Raw genomic sequence first — 19,209 nt, forward strand, 5'->3', positions numbered from 1 at the left:
TGCCATCAGCGCAGCGACAGCCCCGCCGACTGGATCGCGCGGGCGTAGCGTGGGCGCTCGCTTTGCAGGCTCTGGCCCAGGTCGGCCGGGGAGCCGCCCGCCACCTTGAAGCCCATGTGCTCCAGCTGGGCGCGCACATCGGGCGCCTGCAGCACGGTCTGCAGGTCGCGGTTGATCTTGGCGACGATGGGCGCGGGCGTGCCGGCCGGCGCGAAGTAGCCCTGCCAGCTTTCCACCGAGAAGCCGGGCACGCCGGCCTCGGCCATGGTGGGCACCTGGGGCAGGGCGTCGGAGCGGTAGGGCGTGGTCACGGCCAGGGCGCGCAGCTTGCCGGCGCGCACGTACTCGGTCACGGCGGCCAGCGTGATCAGCGTGGCATCGGTATGGCCGCCCAGCACGTCCAGCGAGGCGGGGCCACCGCCCGGGTAGGGGATGTAGTTGACCTTGGCGCCCGTCTCCTGCGTGAGGATTTCATGCGCCACATGGGCAATGCCGCCATTGCCGGGCAGGCCCAGGCTGATGCTTTGCGGCCTGGCCCTGGCGCGCGCCAGGTACTCTCCCAGCGTGTTCAGGCCCGTGCCGGGGTTGACCACCAGCACCTGCGGATTGACCACGGCCTTGATGATGGGTGTGAAGGCCTTTTGCGTGTCGTAGGGCAGCTGGGCGAACAGCAGGCCGTTGAGCGTGAGGCCCTCGCCCTGCTGCAGCAGCGTGTAGCCGTCGGGCGCCGCCTTGGCCACCTTGGCCGCGCCGATGGTGCCGCTGGCCCCGGCCACGTTCTCCACCACCACCGACTGGCCCCACAGCGCGGCCAGCTTGTCGGCCAGCGTGCGCGTGAGCTTGTCTGCGCTGCCCCCGGGCGCCACGGGCACGATGATGCGCACCGGCTTGTTCGGAAAGCTGTCGGCCGAGGCCAGGGCCGCAGGCGCGTGCAGGGCCAGGGCGGAGAACAGGGGAAGCAGCAGCGCGCGCAGCGCAGACGGGGTGCGGATCATGGGAGTGCCGGAGTGCAAAGAGTCGATGCCCGCAGTCTGGGAGGCTGCCGCCACGGCGTGAACTAAGCATTGCGGCTATGCATATGCGGCTGCCGCACAACGGGCCGCAGGGCACAAGGCGGGGTGCGGGGTGCGTGGGCGCAGTGCCCAAAGCTCATATCCATATCCGCAATGCTTCGTTGGAGCCGGGGCGGGCCCGGCCTACCGTCATGTCCTCTTGTGAACGCCTCCCGGATCCTGCCCGGGACACTCCCCCGGACCCTCCCCATGACACAGACCCACCTCTCCATCGACTTCAGCGGCAGCGACGTGGCCAGCCGCCGCGCGGCCGCCATCACCGGCTTCATCGCCACGGCCCGGCGCCTGCTCCCCGACCCGGAGCACGCCACGCCCGAGCAACTGCAGGCCGTGGCGCGCGAGCTGGAGGCGCTGGGCCTGCAGCGCGAACTGTTCCCGCACGCGCACTTCCCCGTCTCGGCCAGCAACCCGGCCCAGGTCTACCGGCTGGGCGAAGACCTGGGGGGGCGCTATGCGCTGTACCTGTCCGCCGGCCTGCCGGGCAAGTCCCAGCCGCCGCATGACCACACCACCTGGGCCATCATCGCGGGCGTTCAGGGCGTGGAGCGCAACGTGTTTTTCACACGCGGCAAGACCGACGACCCGCTGCGCGACACCCTGGCGGTGGGGCGCAGCGCCGATGTGGGCAGCGGAACCTCGGTAGTGCTCACGCCCACCGATGTGCACACTATCGAGCTGATCGGCGAGGAGCCCGGCCTGCACCTGCACTTCTACGGACGCGGCCTGGAACGCATGCCCGAGCGCGTGGTCTTCGAGAGCCTGGAGGGCGGCAGCTTCCGCACCTTCGGCCCGCCCAAGTCGATTCGCCATGCGCTGGTCACGCCCGCCGCGCTCCGGCAGGCCCTGGCCGATGGCGAGGAAATCGCCGTGCTCGACGTGCGCGAGGCCGGTGTCTTCGCACACCGCCACATCCTGTTCGCGGCGCCTGCCCCGGCCTGGCGGCTGGAGCAGCTCATCGACCGCCTGGTGCCGCGCCGCGGCACGCGCATCGTCCTGGTGGATGGCGACGGCACGCTGGCCCATGAGGCCGCCGCCAAGCTCGTGCGCCTGGGCTGGCCCAACGTCTCGGTGCTGGAGGGCGGCACCGAAGGCTGGGCGGCCGAGGGGCTGGAAATCTTCAGCGGCACCAACGTGCCCAGCAAGGCCTTTGGCGAAGTCATCGAGCATGAAAAGCACACGCCCTGGATCACCTCGGACGAACTGGGCGCGCGCGTGCAGCGCGGCGACAACATCGTCGTCGTCGACAGCCGCACGCCCGAGGAATTCGCGGCCTTCAGCCTGCCCTTCGCACTGAGCGTGCCGGGGGCCGAACTGGTCTACCGCATCGGCGAAATCGCCCCGGACCCGCAAACCCTGGTCGTCGTCAACTGCGCGGGCCGCACGCGCTCCATCGTGGGCGCGCAGACCCTGATCGACGCCGGCATCCCCAACCAGGTCGTCTCGCTGCGCAACGGCACCATGGACTGGCTGCTGACAGGTCGCAGGCTGGCCCATGGCCGCCGCACCCCGCTGCCCGAGCCCGGCGCCGTCGCCCTGGCCACGGCACGTGAACGCGCAGCCAGCGTGGCGCAGCGCGCGGGCGTGCAATCCATCGATGCTGCAGGCCTGGCCCGCTTCGAAACCGAAGCCACCGAGCGCACGCTCTACCGCTTCGACGTGCGCACCCGCGAGGAATACCAGGCCGGCCACCTGCCCGGCTGGCGCTGGGCGCCGGGCGGCCAACTCGTGCAGGCCACCGACGAATACGCCGCCACGCGCGGCGCACGCATCGTGCTGGCTGACTGGGACGGCGTGCGCGCCCTCACCACCGGCGCTTGGCTGGCCCAGCTGGGCTGGGAAGTCTTCACCTACGTTCCGCCCGCGCTGGCCACCCTGGACACCGGCGCCGAACCCGTGCGCGTGCTCGCCTCCCACGCCCCCGCGCCCCAGCTGTCCGTGCAGCAGACGCAGGAACTGCTGGGCGAAGGCCGCGCCATCGTCTTCGACGTGGACAGCCGCCCCGCCTTCGAGAAGCAGCACATCGCCGGTGCACGCTTTGCCGTGCCCGACCGTCTGCCCACCTTCGTGCAGGCCTTGCCGCCAGCGCAGGTGGTGGTGCTCACCTCGCCGGACGGCGTGCTGGCGCGCAGCGTGGCCGCCGAACTGGCGGCGCGCACGGGGCGCGATGTGCGTTCCGTCGTCGGAGGCACTTCTGCCTGGGCTGCTGCGGGTCTGCCGCTGGGGCAGGGAGATGCGGATGTGCTGACGGGGGATGATGACCAGTGGTACAGCCCTTATGCGCATCGGGATCTGGCGTTGAGGGATGCGGGGTTTCGGGCTTATCTGGATTGGGAGTTGGGGCTGGTGGAGCAGTTGGAGCGGGATGGGTGGGCTGCTGGGATTCGGCTGGTGCCTGCTGTTTGAGTCTGGCTTTCGGTCTGCTTTTTGCCCCTGCTGGGCGGCTTCTTTTCGAGGCCGGGTCTCGGCCCGGCGGCCGACCTACTTTCTTGCCGCGCGGCAAGAAAGTAGGCAAAGAAGCGCGCCCCGCACTGCCCACGACCCCTTCGCTTCGCTACGGGGCGACCTGCGTTGGGCGGGATGCGGGGTGCGCCGTGAAACTCGTTACGCGCTGCGCGCTTCACTCAAACATCACGGCGAGCTAGACAACGAAGCAGCCCTGTCCTTCGGCAGGGCTGCCACCCCGCATCCCGCCCAACGCAGGCGTGGGCAGAAGGGGGGAGGCTGAGGGATAGCCAACAGCCAACAGCCAACAGCCGGCGCCATCACTGCGTTCGGCTTCAAACCAGGGGCCGAGCGAAGCGACGGCCCGTCACAACTCCCCGTATGTCAGCGCCTGCGGCGTGGTGGTTGCGGGGTTGCAGTCCTGCCGAAGGACAGGACTGCTTCGTGATCTGACTCGCTGCGGTTGTCTGAGCGGCGCGCGAAGCGCAAAGCGAGTTCCGCAGCGAACCCCGCAACCGCCACGACGCAGGTTGCCTCGCAGCGAAGCGAAGGGGTCGCGGACATCCGGGTCGCCTTTGCTTTGCCTACTTTCCTTTGGCGAAACAAAGGAAAGTAGGTCGGCCGCCGGGCCGAGACCCGGCCTCGAAAAGAAACCCCCCGGCAGGGCCAGAACCAGCAAACGCAGCAAACGCAGCAGAGTCAAAAAGTAAGCTCAGGCAGCCAGCCTGGACCGCTCCGACACCACCCTCAACCCCCTCTCCAGATCCGCAATCAAATCCAAAGGATCCTCCAGCCCTACATGCAACCGCACCACAGGCGCAGTCCCCGTCCACACACTGTGCTCCCGCAACCTCTCAGGCTGCGCCACCAGCGCCAGGCTCTCATACCCGCCCCAGGAGGCCCCCTGCGCAAACTGCCGCAGCGAGTCAACGAACACGGCGCCGGCACCGGCATCCACCCCTTCGGCAAACGCAAACGACACCAGCCCGCTGGCCCCGCTGAAGTCCCGCTTCCACAGCGCATGGCCGGGATCGGACGGCAGGGCCGGGTAGAACACGCGGCCGACCTGGGGCTGCTGCTCCAGCCATTGGGCGATCTCGGTGGCGTGGCGCTGGTGCTGGGCCAGGCGCACGGGCAGGGTGCGCAGGCCGCGCAGGGCGAGGTAGGCGTCGTCGGCGCCTATGGTCAGGCCCAGGGCCTCGTAGGCGGTGGATATCTTCTTCGACAGTGCGGGGCCGTCGGTGATGACGATGCCCTGCATCACGTCGGAGTGGCCGGCGATGTACTTGGTCGCGGCCTGGATGGAGAGGTTGGCGCCGTGCTCCAGGGGCTGGTAGAACCAGCCGCCGCTCCAGGTGTTGTCGGTGGCCACGGGAATGCCGTGCTGGCGTGCCACGGCGGCCAGGGCGGGCAGGTCCAGCACCTCGTAGAGCAGGGAGCTGGGCGATTCCAGGTAGATCAGGCGTGTATTGGGGCGGATCTTGCCGGCCAGATCGTCGCGCGAGGGCGAGAAGTATTCCAGCGTGATGCCCAGGCGCTGCAGCAAGGTGGCGTCCACGCGGCGCACGGGCGAGTAGACGCTGTCGGCCACCAGGGCATGGTCGCCGGGCGAGAGCAGGGCGATGAGCACCAGGGTGATGGCGGACAGGCCCGAGGGCGTGAGAAAGGCGCGGTGGCCGCCCTCCAGTGCGACCACGGCGTCTTCCAGCGCGCGGTGCGTGTCCAGGCCGTGGCGGCCGTAGGAGGCCACGCGCTCGCCGGCCTCGCGGCGGTGGTGCAGGTCGGCGTAGGCGGCGCTGTCGGCAAAGCGCACGGTGCTGGTGCGCACCACGGGCACGTTGACGGGGCCGGAGCCGCCCTGCAGCGGCGGCGTGCCTGCGTGCAGCAGGCGGGTCGATGGGCCCAGGGGCCGGTGCTTGTCTTGGGGGCTGCTCATGCCACGGCCTCGCTGGGTCGGAAGTAGGCGGCGTTGTAGTTCTTGACTTCGCCGGTGTCGGGGTCGATGGCCACGCGGCCGCTCAGGGTTTCCAGCGGCTGGCCGTAGAGATGGAAGTGCAGCGTGGGCTGCTCGCCCACGACGGCAATGCTGTGGATGTCATCGGGCAGGAAGGCGATGGAGGCGCCCGGCTGCACGGTGAATTCGCGCGCCAGGTGGATGCTGGCGCGTGCGGGGTTGCTGCGGTCGTCCGTGCGTTCGTAGAGGCGGTTGAGCTCCTGGCCTTCGACGGCAACGATCACGGCCCAGGTCGTGTGGTTGTGCGGCGCCGTGGTCTTGCCGGGGTTGATGGAGTTCAGGTACAGGGCCAGGCCCGCATCGCCATCGGCCGGGTTGAGCCGGTAGCGCGTGGAGGCGCCCACGCCTTCGGTCTGCGCGGGCGGGGGAAAGTCCGCGCGGCTGAACAAGGCCTTGTGCGCGGCCAGCTGCTCCAGGCGTGCGGTGATGGCCGACAGGGTGCTGCGGTCGGGCGTGCCGGCCTGCAGCAGCTGGCGCACGTCGGCCAGGGCGGCGTCCACGGCCTGGCGGCGCAGGGTGGCGGCGTCTGTATTGGTGCCTGTGCCGGCCGTGGTTTCAGTCGTTGTTTCTGCGGTCATGGGGATGTGCTCCTGGAGGTGGGGGATCAAAGGGCAAAGCGCAGGCTGTCGAAGGGCAGCGGCGTTGTGGCCGGAGCGGCTGGCGCAGGCCTGGGCCGGCCACCATCGCCCAGGGCGCGCTGCAGGAACTCGCGCGTGCGATCGCTGCGCGGGCTGCCGAAGATCTGGGCGGCGCTGCCGTGCTCGACGATGTGGCCGGCCTCGGTGAAATACACCTGGTCGCTGACCTCTTCGGCAAAGCGCATCTCGTGCGTGACCAGCACGCAGGTCATGCCGTCCCTGACCAGGTCGCGGATGACGGTCAGCACCTCGCCCACGGTCTCGGGGTCCAGGGCCGAGGTCACTTCGTCGAACAGGATCAGCTCGGGCCGCATGGCCAGGGCGCGCGCAATGGCCACGCGCTGCTGCTGGCCGCCGGACAGCTCGCCCGGGTAGGCGGCTTCCTTGTGGTCCAGGCGCACCTTCTGCAGCAGGGCGCGGGCCTCGCGCTCGGCCGTGGCGCGGTCGCGGCCGACCACGCGCGTGGGGGCGATGACCAGGTTCTCCAGCACCGACAGATGGGGAAACAGGTTGTACTGCTGGAAGACGAAGCCCACGCGCTTGCGCAGGGCGATCAGCTCGGCCTCGGTGCGCAGCTGGTCCACGCGCGTGCCGGCCACCGAGATGGCGCCGCGCTGGGGACGCAGCAGGCCGGTGATGCAGCGCAGGATGGTGGACTTGCCCGAGCCCGAGGGCCCGATGATGGTCACCGCCTCGCCGCGCCGCACCTGCACGTCGATGCCCTTGAGCACCTGGTTGTCGCCAAAGGACAGGTGCACATCCTGCAGATGGACCAGGGCAGGCGCCGTGCCGGACTTTGCCGAGGCGGCACTTTGCACCGCCTGGGTGACGTGGTGTGTGCCAGCGTTGCCCGACTCAGGGGCGCCAAGCAAGGGCCGCCCCGCAGCGAAGGTGTCGTCCCCCTCCCGCGAAGCGAGAGAGGGCGCCGTGCACACGGGGGAAGCGGCGAAGCCGCTCAGGGGGAGCGTTTCAGTGATTTTCATGGCGTCGCTCCAATGCCCGGGTTGCCCGGGCGATGGGATAGCAATAGGCAAAGAAAAGCGCGAGCAGCGTGAAGTACACAAGGATGGTGAAGTCCGTGCGTGCCACGGTGTTGCTGGCGATCTGGGCGGTGTCCACCACGTCGTGCACGCCCACCAGCGAGGCCAGCGAGGTGCTCATGGTGATGCTGGCGTACAGGTTCATCCACGGCGGCAGCATGCGGCGCACGCACTGCGGCAGCACGATGAGGCGGAAGATCTCGCTGCGGCGAAAGGCCAGCGACTGGGCCGCTTCCCACTGCGCACTGGGAATGGACTGGATGGCGCCCCGGAAGATCTCGGCCACGTTGGCGCTGGTGGGCAGGGCCAGGCCCAGCACCACCTTGACCCAGTCGGGGAACGGGAAGGTCCAGCTCACCAGCTTCAGCTCGAACGGGAACACATAGGTGGTGAAGTAGATGAGCACCAGGATGGGCGCATTGCGAAACAGCTGCACATACCAGCGCACTCCGGTGCGCACGGCCGGCGTGGGCGACAGCGACAGGGCGCCCAGCACCAGGCCGACCACGGTGCCGATGGCCACGGCCAGCACGCTGATCTCGATGTTGACCCACAGGCCGCGCAGCAGCGCGGGCAGCCATTTCCACAGGTGCACGAAGGCAGGCGGGGCGCTGTCCGTGGCGGCCCAGCAGGCGCAAAGGGCCAGCAGTGCGGCGCCTGCGATCAGCCAGGGGCTGCGCACCGCGCGCAGCAGGGCGGCGGGCAGCGGGCGGGGCGCGGCGCCGGGATTCAGGGTGGCTTCATTGGCCATAGCCGGGCATCCTCAGGTGTTGTTCCAGCCAGCGGCCCGCCAGGCTGACCAGCCAGGTCAGCAGGCCGAACCACAGCAGGATGAGCAGCAGCAACTCCAGCACGTTGTCGCGCTGCGACCAGATCATGATGGACTCGTAGGTCACGTCGCCCACGGCAATGGCCGAGGCCACGGCCGTCATCTTCACCAGGTCCACCAGGTTGTTGGTCAGCGAGGGCAGGGCAAAGCGCAGGGCCAGCGGCAGCTGCACGCGCACCAGCAGCTGGCGCTGCGAAAAGCCCAGCGAGCGCGCTGCCTCCAGCGTGGTGGCGGGCACGGCCTCGATGCCGGCGCGCAGCGCCTCGGCATGGAACACGCCCTTGTGCAGCGAGACCACGATCACCACCCAGACAAAGGGCGTGAGCGGGTTGTTGCCCGCGCCCCAGTCGCGCAGTTGCTGGGTGATCAGCATGTTGAGCACCAGGAAGGCGCAGTACAGCTGCACCAGCGTGGGCGTGTTGCGCGTGACCTCCACGAAGGCGCGCGCAGGCCGTGCCAGCCAGGCGCGGCCCGAGGTCAGGGCCGCCGCCAGCGCCACGCCGGCCGCCAGGCTGCCGGCAATGGTCAGCAGGGCCAGCTGCACGGTCACAAGCATGCCGCGCACAAAGGCCTGACGCTCGGCCACGTCCAGCACGAAGGCATAGTTCAGGCCCAGACCCTTGAGCGCTTGTACGCCCTGCGCAAGCAGGCTGTCGTTCATGGCACGGTCTCCAGGGCGGCCGGCTTTGCATGCGCTTGCGCTTGTGCAGCCGGTTCCTTCAGCGCGGCCACGGCGCGTGCGATGCGGGCCGTGGCCTCGGCCAGCACCTCGTCGCTGGCGGCCGTGGAGATGCGGAAGTACGGGGACAGGCCGTAGGCCCCGCCATCCACGGCAGCCACGCCTTCGGACTCCAGCAGCCATTCGGTCAGGTCGGTGTCGCTGGTGATGGGCTGGCCATCCGGGCGCAGGTAGCCCATCAGCGCGCCGCAGTGCACAAAGGCAAAGAACGATCCGCCGGGGGGCAGCAGGGCCAGGCCCGGCACCTGGGCCAGCGCCCGGGTGACCAGTTGCGCGCGCCGCGCATAGGCGTTGCGGACCTGCTGCACAAAGCTCTGGTCGGGAGACTGCAGCGCCGCTGTGGCCGCGGCCTGGGCCACGGAATTGGGGCCTGACGAGGCCTGCGACTGGATCACCACCATGGCCTGCACCAGCGCGGCCGGGCCTGCGCCCCAGCCGATGCGCCAGCCGGTCATGGCATAGGTCTTGGAGACGCCGTTGACCAGCAGCGTGCGCTCGCGCAGATCGGGGGCCACCGCCAGCCAGTGCGCGGGGGCCTGGGGCGTGAACCAGATGTGCTCGTACAGCTCGTCCAGCAGCACCAGAACCTGCGGGTGCTGGCGCAGCACCTGGGCCAGTGCGGCCAGTTCCTCGCGGCTGTAGACGGCGCCCGAGGGGTTGCCCGGCGTGTTCAGCACCAGCCAGCGCGTGCGCGGCGTGATGGCGGCCTGCAGCGCGGCCGGCGTGAGCTTGAAGCCCTGCTCGATGCCGCAGTCCACGATGACCGGCGTGCCATCGTTCACGCGCACGATGTCGGGAAACGAAGGCCAGTACGGCGCGGGCACGATGACCTCGTCACCCGCGTCCAGCGTGGCTGCCAGCGCGTTGTAGATCACCTGCTTGCCGCCGTTGCTGACGATGATCTGCCCGGCGTCGAAGTCCAGCCCGTTCTCGCGCCGGTACTTGGCGCTGATGGCCTGGCGCAGCGCGGCCGTGCCGGGCGTGGGCGTGTACTTTGTCTCGCCACGGGCCAGGGCTGCGATGGCGGCCTGCTTGATGGGCTCGGGCGTGTCGAAATCGGGCTCGCCCGTGGTCAGCGCAATGATGTCGCGGCCCTGGCGGGCCAGGGCCGTGGCCCGCGCGCTGGCCGCTGCATTGGGCGAAAGCCTGACGCGCTGCACGCGCTGCGAAAGGGGAAAGGGCGTGGTCATGGCGTGGTGCCTTCCTGGAATGCGGCGGCGGGCGTTGGAGATGCATGCGGTAAAGAGTGCGGCAACCCATGCTGCAAACCGTCCGGCAGGGGCTGCAGCACCTTGCCGGGATTGAGCAGGCCCAGCGGGTCGAAGGCCTGCTTGAGACGCCGCATGAGCTGCAGCTCCACGGCGCTCTTGTAGCGGGGCAGCAGGTCGCGCTTGGTCTGGCCCACGCCGTGCTCGGCGCTGATGGAGCCGCCATGGGCGTGCACGCTGTCGTGCACCACCTCGTGGATGGCTTCTTCCTGGGCGAACAGTTGCGCCGGCGTGCTGTCCGGCGCGTGCGACACGTTGTAGTGCAGGTTGCCGTCGCCCAGGTGCCCGAAGGCCACGGGCCGCACGGCGCCAAAGCGCGCCTGCAGCAGCGCGGCCGTGGCCGCGAGAAAGTCGGGGATGCGCGAGATGGGCACCGACACGTCGTGCTTGATGTTGCCGCCATCGCGCCGCTGGGCCTCGCCCAGGGCCTGGTCGCGCAGCCGCCACAGGGCCTGGCTTTGCTGCAGGCTCTGGGCAATGGCGGCATCGGTGACCAGGCCGTCCTCGAAGGCCTGGCCCACCACGTCCTCGAAGCGCTGGCGCGCATGGGCCTCGCCCTCGCTGTCGGACAACTCGATCAGCGCATACCAGGGCGCCTTGAGCGCCAGCGCAATCGGCTGCTCGGGCACATGCCGGGCTATCAGGCCCAGGGCCGTGTCCGACATCAGCTCGAACGCCGTCAGGCTGGCGCCGAAGCCCGCCCGCGCCTGGCTGAGAAAGGCCACTGCATCGCGTATGCAGCCAAAGGCCAGCAGGGCCGTGTGCTGGGCGCGGGGCAGCGGATGCAGGCGCAGCGTGGCCGCCGTGATGATGCCCAGCGTGCCTTCGCTGCCCACGTACAGGTCGCGCAGCGCATAGCCGGTGTTGTCCTTGCGCAGCCCGCGCAGGCCGTCCCAGATGTCGCCCTCGGCCGTCACCACTTCCAGGCCCAGCACCAGCTCGCGCGCGTTGCCGTAGCGCAGCACCTGGGTGCCGCCCGCGTTGGTGGACAGGTTGCCGCCAATGGTGCAGCTGCCCTCGGAGCCCAGGCTGAGCGGAAACAGCCGGTCCGCATCGCGCGCTGCCTGCTGCACATGGGCCAGCACGGCGCCGGCCTCCACGGTCAGGGTGTCGTTGTCGGTGTCGATGGCGCGCACGCGGTTCAGGCGCGCCAGCGACAGCAGCACGGCGTGGCCCGAGGCGTCGGGCGTGGCACCGCCCATCAGCCCGGTGTTGCCGCCCTGGGCCACGATGGGCGTTCGGTGGGCGCGGCACAGGCGCACCAGCTGCGCCACCTGGGCCGTGTCGGCGGGCCGTGCCACGGCCAGGGCCTGACCCGTGAGGCGGCCATGCTGGTCGGTCAGGTAGCCGGCCGCATCGGAACCCGTGAGCACATGGGCGTCGCCCAGGGCGTGGCGCAGCGCGGTGACCAGGTCGGCGGGGCCGGTGATGTGGCCGCTGGTGCTGGTGTGGGTGCTCATGCGGGCGCCTTCCTGAACTTGTCGTGCAGCTGGTGCAGCAGCGGCGTGGGCGTCATGCCGTTGCGCTGCTCCACCTCGATCAGCCAGCCCGTGCGGTGCCAGTCCTGCACGATGCGGTCGATGGCCGCCTGCGTGTCGGACTCGCCCTTGCGCAGCCAGATCACCGAGGGCGAGGGAATGATGTCCGCGGGGGAGACGATCTCGTAGTCCTTCCAGTCCGCATTGCTGGCCACGAGTTCGCGCAGCGTGGGGCTGACGTGCACGGCGGCCGCGCAGTTGCCGCCCTTGAGAGCCAGCAGCGACTCGGGCTGGCCCCGGAAGGCCTTGATCTGGGCGCCGTATTGATCGGCCAGCGGCTTGGTGAAATTGCTGCCCTGGGACACGCACACGGGCTTGCCGCGCAGGTCGTCCCACTGGCGCACGCCGCTGCCCTTCTTGGCGATGGCGGCGCCGCCGACTTCCTCGAACGGCGTGGGCACGAAGGACAGGATCTCGCTGCGCTCCTGCGTCCACTGCATGTTGGCGATCAGGATGTCCACCTTGCCCTGCTGCAGGAACTGCACGCGGTTGGACGGCTGGACCTGCACGGTCTCCACCGCCACGCCCAGGCCCTTGGCCACGCCTTCGGACAGCTGAACGTTGTAGCCCACGTGCCTTTGCGTGACGGGGTCGATGGTGCCGAACGGCGGCCCCGAAAGCATCACGCCCACCACGATCTTGCCGCGCTGCTTGATGCGGTCCAGCGTGGCGTCGGCATGGGCTGCCAGGGTTGTGAGGGCCAGCAGGGCTGCCAGTGCGGTGTGAACCGGCTTCATGGCTTGGCTCCCTTGGCGGCGGCAGCCTGGGTTGCCTGCGCTTCGGCCTGCGCTGCCGCATACACCGCGAAGTCGTAGGGCGCGCGGTCGAACTGGCCCTTCAGCGCGCGTTCATGGCGCTCGGCGATCCAGGTGTCGGGCACGCCGCTGGCGCGGGCCACCTTGAGCAGAAAACCCGTGCGGTGCCAGTCCTGGATGGCCTTGTCCACAAAGGCCTGGGTGTCGGCCTCGCCGCGGCGCGTCCACACCACGGTGGGCGAGGGAATCAACTGGTCCTGCGTGCCCAGTTCGAAGTCCTTCCACTCGGCTGCATTCGGGCCGGTGAGCTTTTCATAAAGGGCGGGCTGGATATGGACCGACGCCGCGCAGGTGCCGCCCTTGAGCGCCAGCAGCGACTCGGGAATGCCGCGCAGGCCCTTGACCACGGCGCCATAGCTCTCGGCCAGGGGCTTGGCGAAGTTGCTGCCCTGCGACACGCAGGCCACCTTGCCGCGCAGGTCCTCCCAGCGCTTGATGCCGCTGGCCTTGGCCACCAGGGCGCCGCCGCCGATGAGGTCATAAGGCGTGGGCGCGAACGAGAGAATCTCGCTGCGCTCCTGCGTCCACTGGATGTTGGCGATCAGCAGGTCCACCTTGCCGCTTTGCAGGAACTGCACGCGCGTGGAGGCCGTCACGGGAACCGTCTCCAGCGACACGCCCAGGCGGCGTGCGATGTCGGCGGCCAGCTCGGTCTGGTAGCCGCCGGTCTTGCCGGTGGCGGGGTCCAGCACGCCGAACGGCGGGCTGGCACCGTCGATGCCCACGGACAGCTTGCCGCGTTGCTTGATCTTGTCCAGCGTGGCATCGGCGTGGGTGGCACCGGCGCCCAGCAGCAGGGCCAGGGCGGCGGCAAGGGGGGGAAGAAGGCGAGGCATGCGTGAATCCATCAGGGAACGGAAGGCCCGGCCCCGTCTTGCGGGGCCTGGGCCTGGGTGGTCGAAAAGGGGGGGCGCCGTGGCGGCCGGCGGTCAGCTTGCGGACTTGAACTTCGCCTGCAGCTCAGGCAGCAGCGGGTTGGCCGGCTCTATGCCCACACGCTTTTCGGCGGCGATCAGCCAGCCCGTGCGGTGCCAGTTCTGCACCACCTTGTCCACGGCGGCGATGGTGTCGGCCTCGCCCTTGCGGGTCCAGACCACGGAGGGCGCGGGCAGCACCTCGGTGGCGATGGGGGCCGAGTACTGCGCCCATTCGGGGTTGTTGCGCAGCAGCGGGTAGATCAGCGTGCTGTCATGCACGGCGGCCACGCAGTTGCCGCCCTTGAGCGCCAGCAGCGAGTCCGACGAGCTCTTGTAGCCATGCACCTGGGCGCCGTACTCGCTGGCCAGCGGCTTGGCAAAGCTGCTGCCCTGGGACACGCACACCGGCTTGCCGCGCAGGTCTTCCCACTTGGCAACGCCGCTGCCCTTGCGCACGGCGGCAATGCCGCCCACGCGGTAGAAGGGCGTGGGCGCGTAGCCCAGGGTCTCGGCACGGTCGGGGTTCAGCTCCATGGAGGCGATCAGCAGATCCACCTTGCCGGCCTGCAGAAACTGCACGCGCGTGGCGGTCTGCACCTGGACCAGCTCGGCCTCCACGCCCAGGCCCTTGGCCAGGGCGCGCGCCAGCTCGGGGTTCCAGCCCACCAGTTGCTGGGTGGACGGGTCGATGGAGCCGAAGGGGCCGCCGTTGACCAGCACGCCGATGGTGACCTTGCCGCGCTGCCTGATCTTGTCCAGGGTCGCGTCGGCATGGGCCGCACCGGCCACCATGGCCAGCGCCAGGCAGATGAGGGAACGGGGGGAGGCAATGGGATGGCGGGAGCGGCCGGGACGGATGAAGGCGGGGAGATGCTGCATGGCGGATCGGGAACCGACGGAAGATGGGTACGCAGGCATCTTGCGGTGCCCCCGGGGCTGGAGCAACAAAGCTTTGCGAGCATGCATATGCGCTTTGCTTCGCTGTGCGGGCGCAGGCAATGGCCCGTGCGCCGCCATGCTCCGTACTTTCCCTGCCACGGGGGGATGGTGTAATCGCGGCACACTGCCATCGCCCGCCCAGTCCGCCTCACCCATGACCAAAGTCCTCGCCTTTTTCGCCACCGCCGCGCTGCAGTTGTGCTGGGTGCCCCACGCCATGGCCGCCAGCTGCGAGGACGGCGCCACCAACATGTCCGAGATCCGCGCCTGCCTGGCCGAGCAGAACAAGTCCGCCGTGAAGGAGGCCTACGTCGAGCTGTCCCTCAAGCTCAAGGCCCGCATGCCCCAGGCCTCGGCCGCCCTGGAGGAGTCGCAGCGCAACTGGGTGCAGTTCGCGCGCAGCTCCTGCGACTTCTATGCGGAATTCAACTCGGCCACCTGGATCCGGGAAGACGCGCGCGCCAATTGCATGGCCGATTTCTCGCGGGCACGCGTCAAGGTGCTCAAGGCCTGGGAGAACCAGCTGGACAAGAAGCCCTGAGCTGCCGGGCTGCCCGCCACAGTGATTCGGCCATGGCACCGATCTCATGGCCCTGGTGCAGCCGTTGCAGCCAATGCCCTGGAATGCCGCTGGCGCCGTGGGTGGCGCCAGCGAGCTGGCCGGCGATGGCGGCCGTGGTGTCAGCGTCGTCACCCAGGTTTGCGGCCTCCAGCACGGCTGCCTCGAAGCTGTCGTGGCGGGTGCAGCACCACAGCGCCGCTTCCAGGCTGTCCACCACATAGCCGCTGCCCCGGATCTGCGCGGCGCTCTTGTCCAGGTATCCTCCTGCGGCGATGTCTCTGATACGGGGGCTGTCGGTGGCGGAGACGATATCGCACAGGTCGAGCACCTGCGGCAGGGGCAGGCCGCTCAACGCCCGGCTCAGCGCCACTGCGAACAGGCGGCAGGCCTGCAGGCATTCAGGGGCTGCATGGGTGGTGCGCGAGCTGAGTTCGGCCATGCGCTGCACCAGATCTTCGTCCTGGCCGAAGAACATGGGAACGGGTGCCAGCCGCATCAATGAGCCGTTGCCGGCCTGGTCCGGATCGGGCGAACCGGCCAGGGGATCGCCGCAGGCCAGGAAGCGCTGGATGGCGGCCTTGGTGGCCATGCCGATATCGAAGCAGTTGCCGGTCGAGCTCCAGTAGCCCCATTCGTACCAGTTCGCATAGCGCGTCATCTGGTCGTGCGCGTCGCAACCGCTGCGCTGGAGCAGGCTTTCGGCCAGGCACAGGGCCATGGAGGTGTCGTCGGTCCACTTGCCGGCGGGCAGCGAGAACGGACCGCCGCCCACCATGTCGGTCAGCGGCGCAAAGCTGCCGCGCGGCTGGAATTCCAGCGTCGTTCCCACGGCGTCGCCGCAGGCCAGGCCCAGCAGGGCACCACGGTATCGGTCCAGCGTGTCCATGGCCATGCCTGTGCTCCCGCTCATGGTTGGTCAGGAGCGGTGCCGCGCAGCCGCGCCCGCACCTGCATCAGCGCAAAGCCCAGCAGATTCAGTCCCTGCCAGCGCGCGGGGTCGGTGGCGCGCACATCGTCGGCGGCCAGGCCGATGCCCCAGATGGCGTCCACGGGGCTGGCTTCCACCAGCACGCGTTCGCCCGTGTTCAGCAGATAGCGGGCCAGGGCCGGATTCTGGGAAAACTTGGCCTCGTTGGCGCGCACCACGATGCCCATGCGCGCGGCTACCCAGGCCGCTTCATCGAAGCCCTGGATGCCGCGCCCCAGCTTCTTGGCCTCGCCCGGCGTGCGGCAGCGCACGATGGCGGCGTGCGCCGCCTCGTCGCCAAACAGCCGCGCCTTGCCCGCCATCATGAAATGCTCGGCCGTGGGGTAGTGCTGGCCATCGACCTCGAAGCCGGCCTCGAACCACTGGCTCAGGCAGCTCTTGCCGATGGAGCCGTCGGCGGCGGGTTGATGGCCCCAGAAGGGCAGCCAGCGCGGGGTGAAGCCCTGGGCCATGGCGTGCAGCAGATCCTGGACGGACTGCGGCGGGGATGTGGTCAAGTCATTCATATCGTCCAGGCGTCGCCGTTGCATTGTCTGTAGGGCTTGCAGCATAGCCATCACACCACCAGACAGCCCTGCCGGTCCGACAAGCCGATCGTGGCCTCCATGCCCGCCGTGAACTGCAGGTAGTCGGCTTCCATGCCGTCGGAGAAGATCACGCCGTGGTCGGGCATGCGCGAACGCAGCGTCAAAGGCTGGCCGGCGGTGACCTGGCCGTAGACCAGCTCGGCCGTGGAGGAGCGGCTGGGAAAGGGTTCGCGCACGGCGAAGTCCAGGCGTTGCGCGTCCCAGGCGAAGGGCTGGTAGCCGAAGTCCGCAGAGGTGCCGCGCACCGCGCAGGCAATGCCCATCGATCCCGTGACGATGCTCTTGATCCAGGCCGACGAGCCCAGCCCCGTGGCGACGATGAGGCCCGAGGACGACTGGGACTCCTGCCGGTCGCCCAGCGCGATGTCGTACAGGGCCGAGGTATGGCTGCGCGGGCCGATGAACAGGTCATTGGCGGCGCGCAGCACCTGTCCGTCGGACAGGCGCGCCTCGGCCAGGGTCACGGCCCGCGTGGGGCGGCGGCCGGCGGCCACGTCGCCCAGCAGGCTGTCCAGGTCGCCGGGGCCGAAGGGCAGCAGCAGGCCGTCCCAGCGCGCGGGTTCGGGGTTGACGCCGATCAGTGGCTGGCCGTCCAGGTATTTCAGGGTGTTGGCCACCATGCCGTCCTGGCCCAGTGCCACCACGATGTCGTCGGCGCCGAAGACGAAGTTGGGCACCAGGGTGCGGTCCACGATCTGGTAGCGGCCGCGTGCCTCCAGCGCCTGCACCACGGCCTGCAGGGCGGCGGCGTAGGCGGCGCTTTCGCGCAGGTAGTCGCCGAAGTCGGCGCCCAGGTGCTCGATGTAGAAGCGTGCCTGGGACAGCGTGTGGTACCGGGCCACCAGCTCATCGAGCCGCGTGCGGCGCACCACCAGCACGGTCTTGCGGTCATTGGCGTTCACGGCGGCTCCTTGCGGCCTCGCTGGAGGGCGCTGCGGTGGGGGGAGCAGGGACCGCTCCTGCCCCGGCACCCGCACCCATCAGCGACTGCAGCAGCTCGGGCGAGACGTTGAGCTGGCCGATGCGCTCGGCCTTCTCGGCGATGCCGCCGAAGGCCTGGGCGATGAGCTGGCCCGGCTGCATGCCGGCCGCGGCCAGGGCCTGGACGGTACGCGGATCGGCCTTTTCCAGCGCGTCCATGACGGCGCCCACGCGGTAGGCCTCGGCTTCGGCCAGGGTGCGGCTGTTGGCGGCCTGGCCTGCGACGAAGTCCTTGCGGCTGCTCTCCAGCGCCACGTCGGCGGCCATCTGTTCGGCGCGCAGCTCGTTTTCCTTGCGCATCTGGGCGGCCCGGGCTTCGAGCTGGGCTTCGCGGATCTGGCGCTTTTTGCGCTCGACGGCCACGTCGGTGTCGAGTTCGTTCTGGCGGATGGCGCGCTCGTTCTCCACGGCGGCCATGCGGCGCGCGTAGACGGCGTCGTCGGCGGCCTTGAGATTGGATTCGCGCGCCTCGGCTTCCAGTGCGCGGGCGATATCGGGCGTGGGTTTGACGGCCATGACCGAGACGCCCAGGATTTCCAGCCCCAGGGCCGCGATCTCGGGCTGGGCGGCCAGCTCGCGCTGGGCCGTGCGGGCGATCAGCGCCGAGGAGCGCAGCGCCTGCTTGAGCTCCAGCGCCTGAACGGCCTGCTGGACGATGACCTCGGCCTGCATGGTCACGCGGTCGCCCAGGCGCTGTGGGTCTTCGGACAGGTATTTCCGGCCGTCCTGTGCCAATGCGAAGTCCATCAGCGTGGCGGTCTGGCGCGGCTCGCTGATGCGGTAGGTGACCTGGCCCTGCACGGTGACGCTCTGGAAGTCGGCCGTCACCAGCTCCAGCATGAAATGGCAGTCCTGGCTGCCCACGGGCACGGCCACCAGGGTGGTGGTGGGGGCGTAGTAGAAGAACGACTGGCCCACGCCTTCGCGCACCACCTTGCCGGCGCGGAACTGCATGAGGTGGACCGTGGGCTGGGACTTGATGAAACGGATGCCGAACATGCTGCTTCTCCTTGAGAGTTGTTCTGTACAACTTATATGGGTTGCACAGTACAACTTAAAATCCGGCACGTCAAGCACAATCCATCCCATGGCCACGAAAAAAACCTCTCCCCCGCAAGGCGCGCTGGACTTCCAGCGCCCGTTCACCACGGTCGACGTGGTCATCTTCACGGTGGCGGACGACGCGCTGCAAGTGCTGCTGGTGCAGCGGCCCACGGCGGGGAACGACCCTTTCCCGGGACTGTGGGCGCTGCCCGGCGGCTTCGTGGACGTGCACCAGGATGCGGACCTGCTGGCCTGCGCGCGGCGCAAGCTGCTGGACAAGACGGGCGTGCAAAGCCCCTATCTGGAGCAACTGGGCAGTTGGGGCGGGGCGGCACGCGACCCGCGCGGCTGGTCGGCCACGCATGTGTATTTCGCGCTGATCCCGGGCCACGACCTGATCCTGGCCAAGGGCGCCAATGCCGCCGATGTGTCGTGGTTCGCGGTGGATGGGCTGCTGCGTGCGCCGGAGCTGGCCTTCGACCACGCGCAGATCCTGCGCGCGGCGGTGGAGCGGCTGCGCGGCAAGGTGGAATACACCTCGCTGCCGGCCTTTCTGCTGCCCGAGCCTTTCACGCTGCCGCAGCTGCAGCAGGTCTATGAGGTGGTGCTGGGCCGCCCCGTGGACAAGAGCGGCTTTCGCACGCGCATGATGGCCGCCGGCTTTCTGCTGGAGGCCGGCCAGGTGGAAGGTGCCTCGCGTCGGCCCGCCATGGGCTATCGGCTGGCTGATCGCAGCGCGCCCGTGGTGTTTCCGCGCACCTTCAGCCCGCGCGACTGAGGGACCTGAACGGCCCG

Annotated in this window: 18 protein-coding genes; 3 read left to right on the forward strand and 15 right to left on the reverse strand. The window is 69.5% G+C overall.

Going from position 1 to position 19,209, the window contains the following annotated elements:
- Window positions 1-5: 5 nt before the first annotated feature.
- Window positions 6-995 (reverse strand): tripartite tricarboxylate transporter substrate binding protein, encoded by a 990-nt coding sequence (locus L1Z78_RS04220; protein WP_234640307.1) that lies wholly within the window; start codon window positions 993-995, stop codon window positions 6-8.
- Window positions 996-1,262: 267 nt separating this feature from the next.
- Here L1Z78_RS04220 and L1Z78_RS04225 point away from each other — a divergent pair, with 267 nt between their 5' ends.
- Window positions 1,263-3,476 (forward strand): rhodanese-like domain-containing protein, encoded by a 2,214-nt coding sequence (locus tag L1Z78_RS04225; RefSeq protein WP_234640308.1) that lies wholly within the window; start codon window positions 1,263-1,265, stop codon window positions 3,474-3,476.
- A gap of 751 nt (window positions 3,477-4,227) precedes the next feature.
- Here L1Z78_RS04225 and metC read toward each other — a convergent pair.
- From metC to L1Z78_RS04275, 10 genes are all read right to left on the reverse strand, one after another.
- Window positions 4,228-5,451: a cystathionine beta-lyase gene (gene metC / locus L1Z78_RS04230; protein WP_234640309.1), complete on the reverse strand. Its 1,224-nt coding sequence runs from the start codon at window positions 5,449-5,451 to the stop codon at window positions 4,228-4,230.
- A complete protein-coding gene (locus L1Z78_RS04235) occupies window positions 5,448-6,107 on the reverse strand; it encodes a cysteine dioxygenase family protein (protein ID WP_234640310.1) in 660 nt (219 codons plus the stop codon). The genes metC and L1Z78_RS04235 overlap by 4 nt, the downstream gene beginning before the upstream one ends.
- A gap of 26 nt (window positions 6,108-6,133) precedes the next feature.
- On the reverse strand, window positions 6,134-7,150 hold the full coding sequence (locus L1Z78_RS04240; RefSeq protein ID WP_275444441.1) for an amino acid ABC transporter ATP-binding protein: 1,017 nt from the start codon (window positions 7,148-7,150) through the stop codon (window positions 6,134-6,136).
- Window positions 7,137-7,958, reverse strand: coding sequence for an amino acid ABC transporter permease (locus tag L1Z78_RS04245; RefSeq protein WP_234640311.1), 822 nt, complete (start codon window positions 7,956-7,958; stop codon window positions 7,137-7,139). The genes L1Z78_RS04240 and L1Z78_RS04245 overlap by 14 nt, the downstream gene beginning before the upstream one ends.
- Complete coding sequence (locus L1Z78_RS04250; RefSeq protein ID WP_234640312.1) at window positions 7,948-8,697, reverse strand: amino acid ABC transporter permease; 750 nt, start codon at window positions 8,695-8,697, stop codon at window positions 7,948-7,950. The genes L1Z78_RS04245 and L1Z78_RS04250 overlap by 11 nt, the downstream gene beginning before the upstream one ends.
- Window positions 8,694-9,965: an aminotransferase class I/II-fold pyridoxal phosphate-dependent enzyme gene (locus L1Z78_RS04255; protein WP_234640313.1), complete on the reverse strand. Its 1,272-nt coding sequence runs from the start codon at window positions 9,963-9,965 to the stop codon at window positions 8,694-8,696. Before L1Z78_RS04255 ends, L1Z78_RS04250 begins: the two co-directional genes overlap by 4 nt.
- A complete protein-coding gene (locus L1Z78_RS04260; protein WP_234640314.1) occupies window positions 9,962-11,503 on the reverse strand; it encodes an FAD-binding oxidoreductase in 1,542 nt (513 codons plus the stop codon). The genes L1Z78_RS04255 and L1Z78_RS04260 overlap by 4 nt, the downstream gene beginning before the upstream one ends.
- Window positions 11,500-12,318: a transporter substrate-binding domain-containing protein gene (locus tag L1Z78_RS04265; protein ID WP_234640315.1), complete on the reverse strand. Its 819-nt coding sequence runs from the start codon at window positions 12,316-12,318 to the stop codon at window positions 11,500-11,502. Before L1Z78_RS04265 ends, L1Z78_RS04260 begins: the two co-directional genes overlap by 4 nt.
- Window positions 12,315-13,232, reverse strand: coding sequence for a transporter substrate-binding domain-containing protein (locus L1Z78_RS04270; protein WP_234640316.1), 918 nt, complete (start codon window positions 13,230-13,232; stop codon window positions 12,315-12,317). The genes L1Z78_RS04265 and L1Z78_RS04270 overlap by 4 nt, the downstream gene beginning before the upstream one ends.
- 93 nt (window positions 13,233-13,325) lie before the next feature.
- Window positions 13,326-14,105: a transporter substrate-binding domain-containing protein gene (locus L1Z78_RS04275; protein ID WP_234642090.1), complete on the reverse strand. Its 780-nt coding sequence runs from the start codon at window positions 14,103-14,105 to the stop codon at window positions 13,326-13,328.
- 301 nt (window positions 14,106-14,406) lie between these two features.
- Between L1Z78_RS04275 and L1Z78_RS04280 the strand changes: the two genes are divergently transcribed.
- A complete protein-coding gene (locus L1Z78_RS04280; protein WP_234640317.1) occupies window positions 14,407-14,793 on the forward strand; it encodes a lysozyme inhibitor LprI family protein in 387 nt (128 codons plus the stop codon).
- On the opposite strand, the gene L1Z78_RS04285 is transcribed toward L1Z78_RS04280, so the two are convergent.
- The 4 genes from L1Z78_RS04285 to L1Z78_RS04300 form a co-directional block, all read right to left on the reverse strand.
- Window positions 14,756-15,724, reverse strand: a complete 969-nt coding sequence (locus L1Z78_RS04285; RefSeq protein WP_326491965.1) for an ADP-ribosylglycohydrolase family protein — start codon at window positions 15,722-15,724, stop codon at window positions 14,756-14,758. The two genes, L1Z78_RS04280 and L1Z78_RS04285, sit on opposite strands and share 38 nt — an antisense overlap.
- The gene (locus L1Z78_RS04290) at window positions 15,721-16,254 is read right to left on the reverse strand and encodes an NADAR family protein (protein ID WP_418921704.1); all 534 of its coding nucleotides are present in this window, start codon (window positions 16,252-16,254) and stop codon (window positions 15,721-15,723) included. The genes L1Z78_RS04285 and L1Z78_RS04290 overlap by 4 nt, the downstream gene beginning before the upstream one ends.
- Window positions 16,255-16,358: 104 nt before the next feature.
- Window positions 16,359-17,291, reverse strand: a complete 933-nt coding sequence (locus tag L1Z78_RS04295; RefSeq protein WP_234640319.1) for a sugar kinase — start codon at window positions 17,289-17,291, stop codon at window positions 16,359-16,361.
- Window positions 17,278-18,369 carry an SPFH domain-containing protein gene (locus tag L1Z78_RS04300; RefSeq protein WP_234640320.1) on the reverse strand — a complete coding sequence of 364 codons (1,092 nt, stop codon included), beginning with the start codon at window positions 18,367-18,369 and terminating at the stop codon, window positions 17,278-17,280. The genes L1Z78_RS04295 and L1Z78_RS04300 overlap by 14 nt, the downstream gene beginning before the upstream one ends.
- An 88-nt stretch (window positions 18,370-18,457) precedes the next feature.
- Between L1Z78_RS04300 and L1Z78_RS04305 the strand changes: the two genes are divergently transcribed.
- Window positions 18,458-19,192, forward strand: a complete 735-nt coding sequence (locus tag L1Z78_RS04305) for an NUDIX hydrolase (protein WP_234640321.1) — start codon at window positions 18,458-18,460, stop codon at window positions 19,190-19,192.
- Window positions 19,193-19,209: the final 17 nt, after the last annotated feature.

Origin of the sequence: Delftia tsuruhatensis (assembly GCF_903815225.1) — a bacterium.
Lineage (GTDB): Bacteria > Pseudomonadota > Gammaproteobacteria > Burkholderiales > Burkholderiaceae_C > Comamonas > Comamonas tsuruhatensis_A.

Bases quoted from the DNA above. Each gene is read 5' to 3' on its own strand.
- L1Z78_RS04285 (WP_326491965.1), bottom strand. From the start codon at position 15,724: ATGAGCGGGAGCACAGGCATGGCCATGGACACGCTGGACCGATACCGT.
- L1Z78_RS04255 (WP_234640313.1), bottom strand. From the start codon at position 9,965: ATGACCACGCCCTTTCCCCTTTCGCAGCGCGTGCAGCGCGTCAGGCTT.
- L1Z78_RS04220 (WP_234640307.1), bottom strand. From the start codon at position 995: ATGATCCGCACCCCGTCTGCGCTGCGCGCGCTGCTGCTTCCCCTGTTC.
- L1Z78_RS04240 (WP_275444441.1), bottom strand. From the start codon at position 7,150: ATGAAAATCACTGAAACGCTCCCCCTGAGCGGCTTCGCCGCTTCCCCC.
- L1Z78_RS04250 (WP_234640312.1), bottom strand. From the start codon at position 8,697: ATGAACGACAGCCTGCTTGCGCAGGGCGTACAAGCGCTCAAGGGTCTG.
- L1Z78_RS04300 (WP_234640320.1), bottom strand. From the start codon at position 18,369: ATGTTCGGCATCCGTTTCATCAAGTCCCAGCCCACGGTCCACCTCATG.
- L1Z78_RS04245 (WP_234640311.1), bottom strand. From the start codon at position 7,958: ATGGCCAATGAAGCCACCCTGAATCCCGGCGCCGCGCCCCGCCCGCTG.
- L1Z78_RS04290 (WP_418921704.1), bottom strand. From the start codon at position 16,254: ATGGCCCAGGGCTTCACCCCGCGCTGGCTGCCCTTCTGGGGCCATCAA.
- L1Z78_RS04225 (WP_234640308.1), top strand. From the start codon at position 1,263: ATGACACAGACCCACCTCTCCATCGACTTCAGCGGCAGCGACGTGGCC.
- L1Z78_RS04275 (WP_234642090.1), bottom strand. From the start codon at position 14,105: ATGGTGGCCGGTGCGGCCCATGCCGACGCGACCCTGGACAAGATCAGG.
- L1Z78_RS04260 (WP_234640314.1), bottom strand. From the start codon at position 11,503: ATGAGCACCCACACCAGCACCAGCGGCCACATCACCGGCCCCGCCGAC.
- L1Z78_RS04265 (WP_234640315.1), bottom strand. From the start codon at position 12,318: ATGAAGCCGGTTCACACCGCACTGGCAGCCCTGCTGGCCCTCACAACC.
- L1Z78_RS04305 (WP_234640321.1), top strand. From the start codon at position 18,458: ATGGCCACGAAAAAAACCTCTCCCCCGCAAGGCGCGCTGGACTTCCAG.
- L1Z78_RS04280 (WP_234640317.1), top strand. From the start codon at position 14,407: ATGACCAAAGTCCTCGCCTTTTTCGCCACCGCCGCGCTGCAGTTGTGC.
- metC (WP_234640309.1), bottom strand. From the start codon at position 5,451: ATGAGCAGCCCCCAAGACAAGCACCGGCCCCTGGGCCCATCGACCCGC.
- L1Z78_RS04270 (WP_234640316.1), bottom strand. From the start codon at position 13,232: ATGCCTCGCCTTCTTCCCCCCCTTGCCGCCGCCCTGGCCCTGCTGCTG.
- L1Z78_RS04235 (WP_234640310.1), bottom strand. From the start codon at position 6,107: ATGACCGCAGAAACAACGACTGAAACCACGGCCGGCACAGGCACCAAT.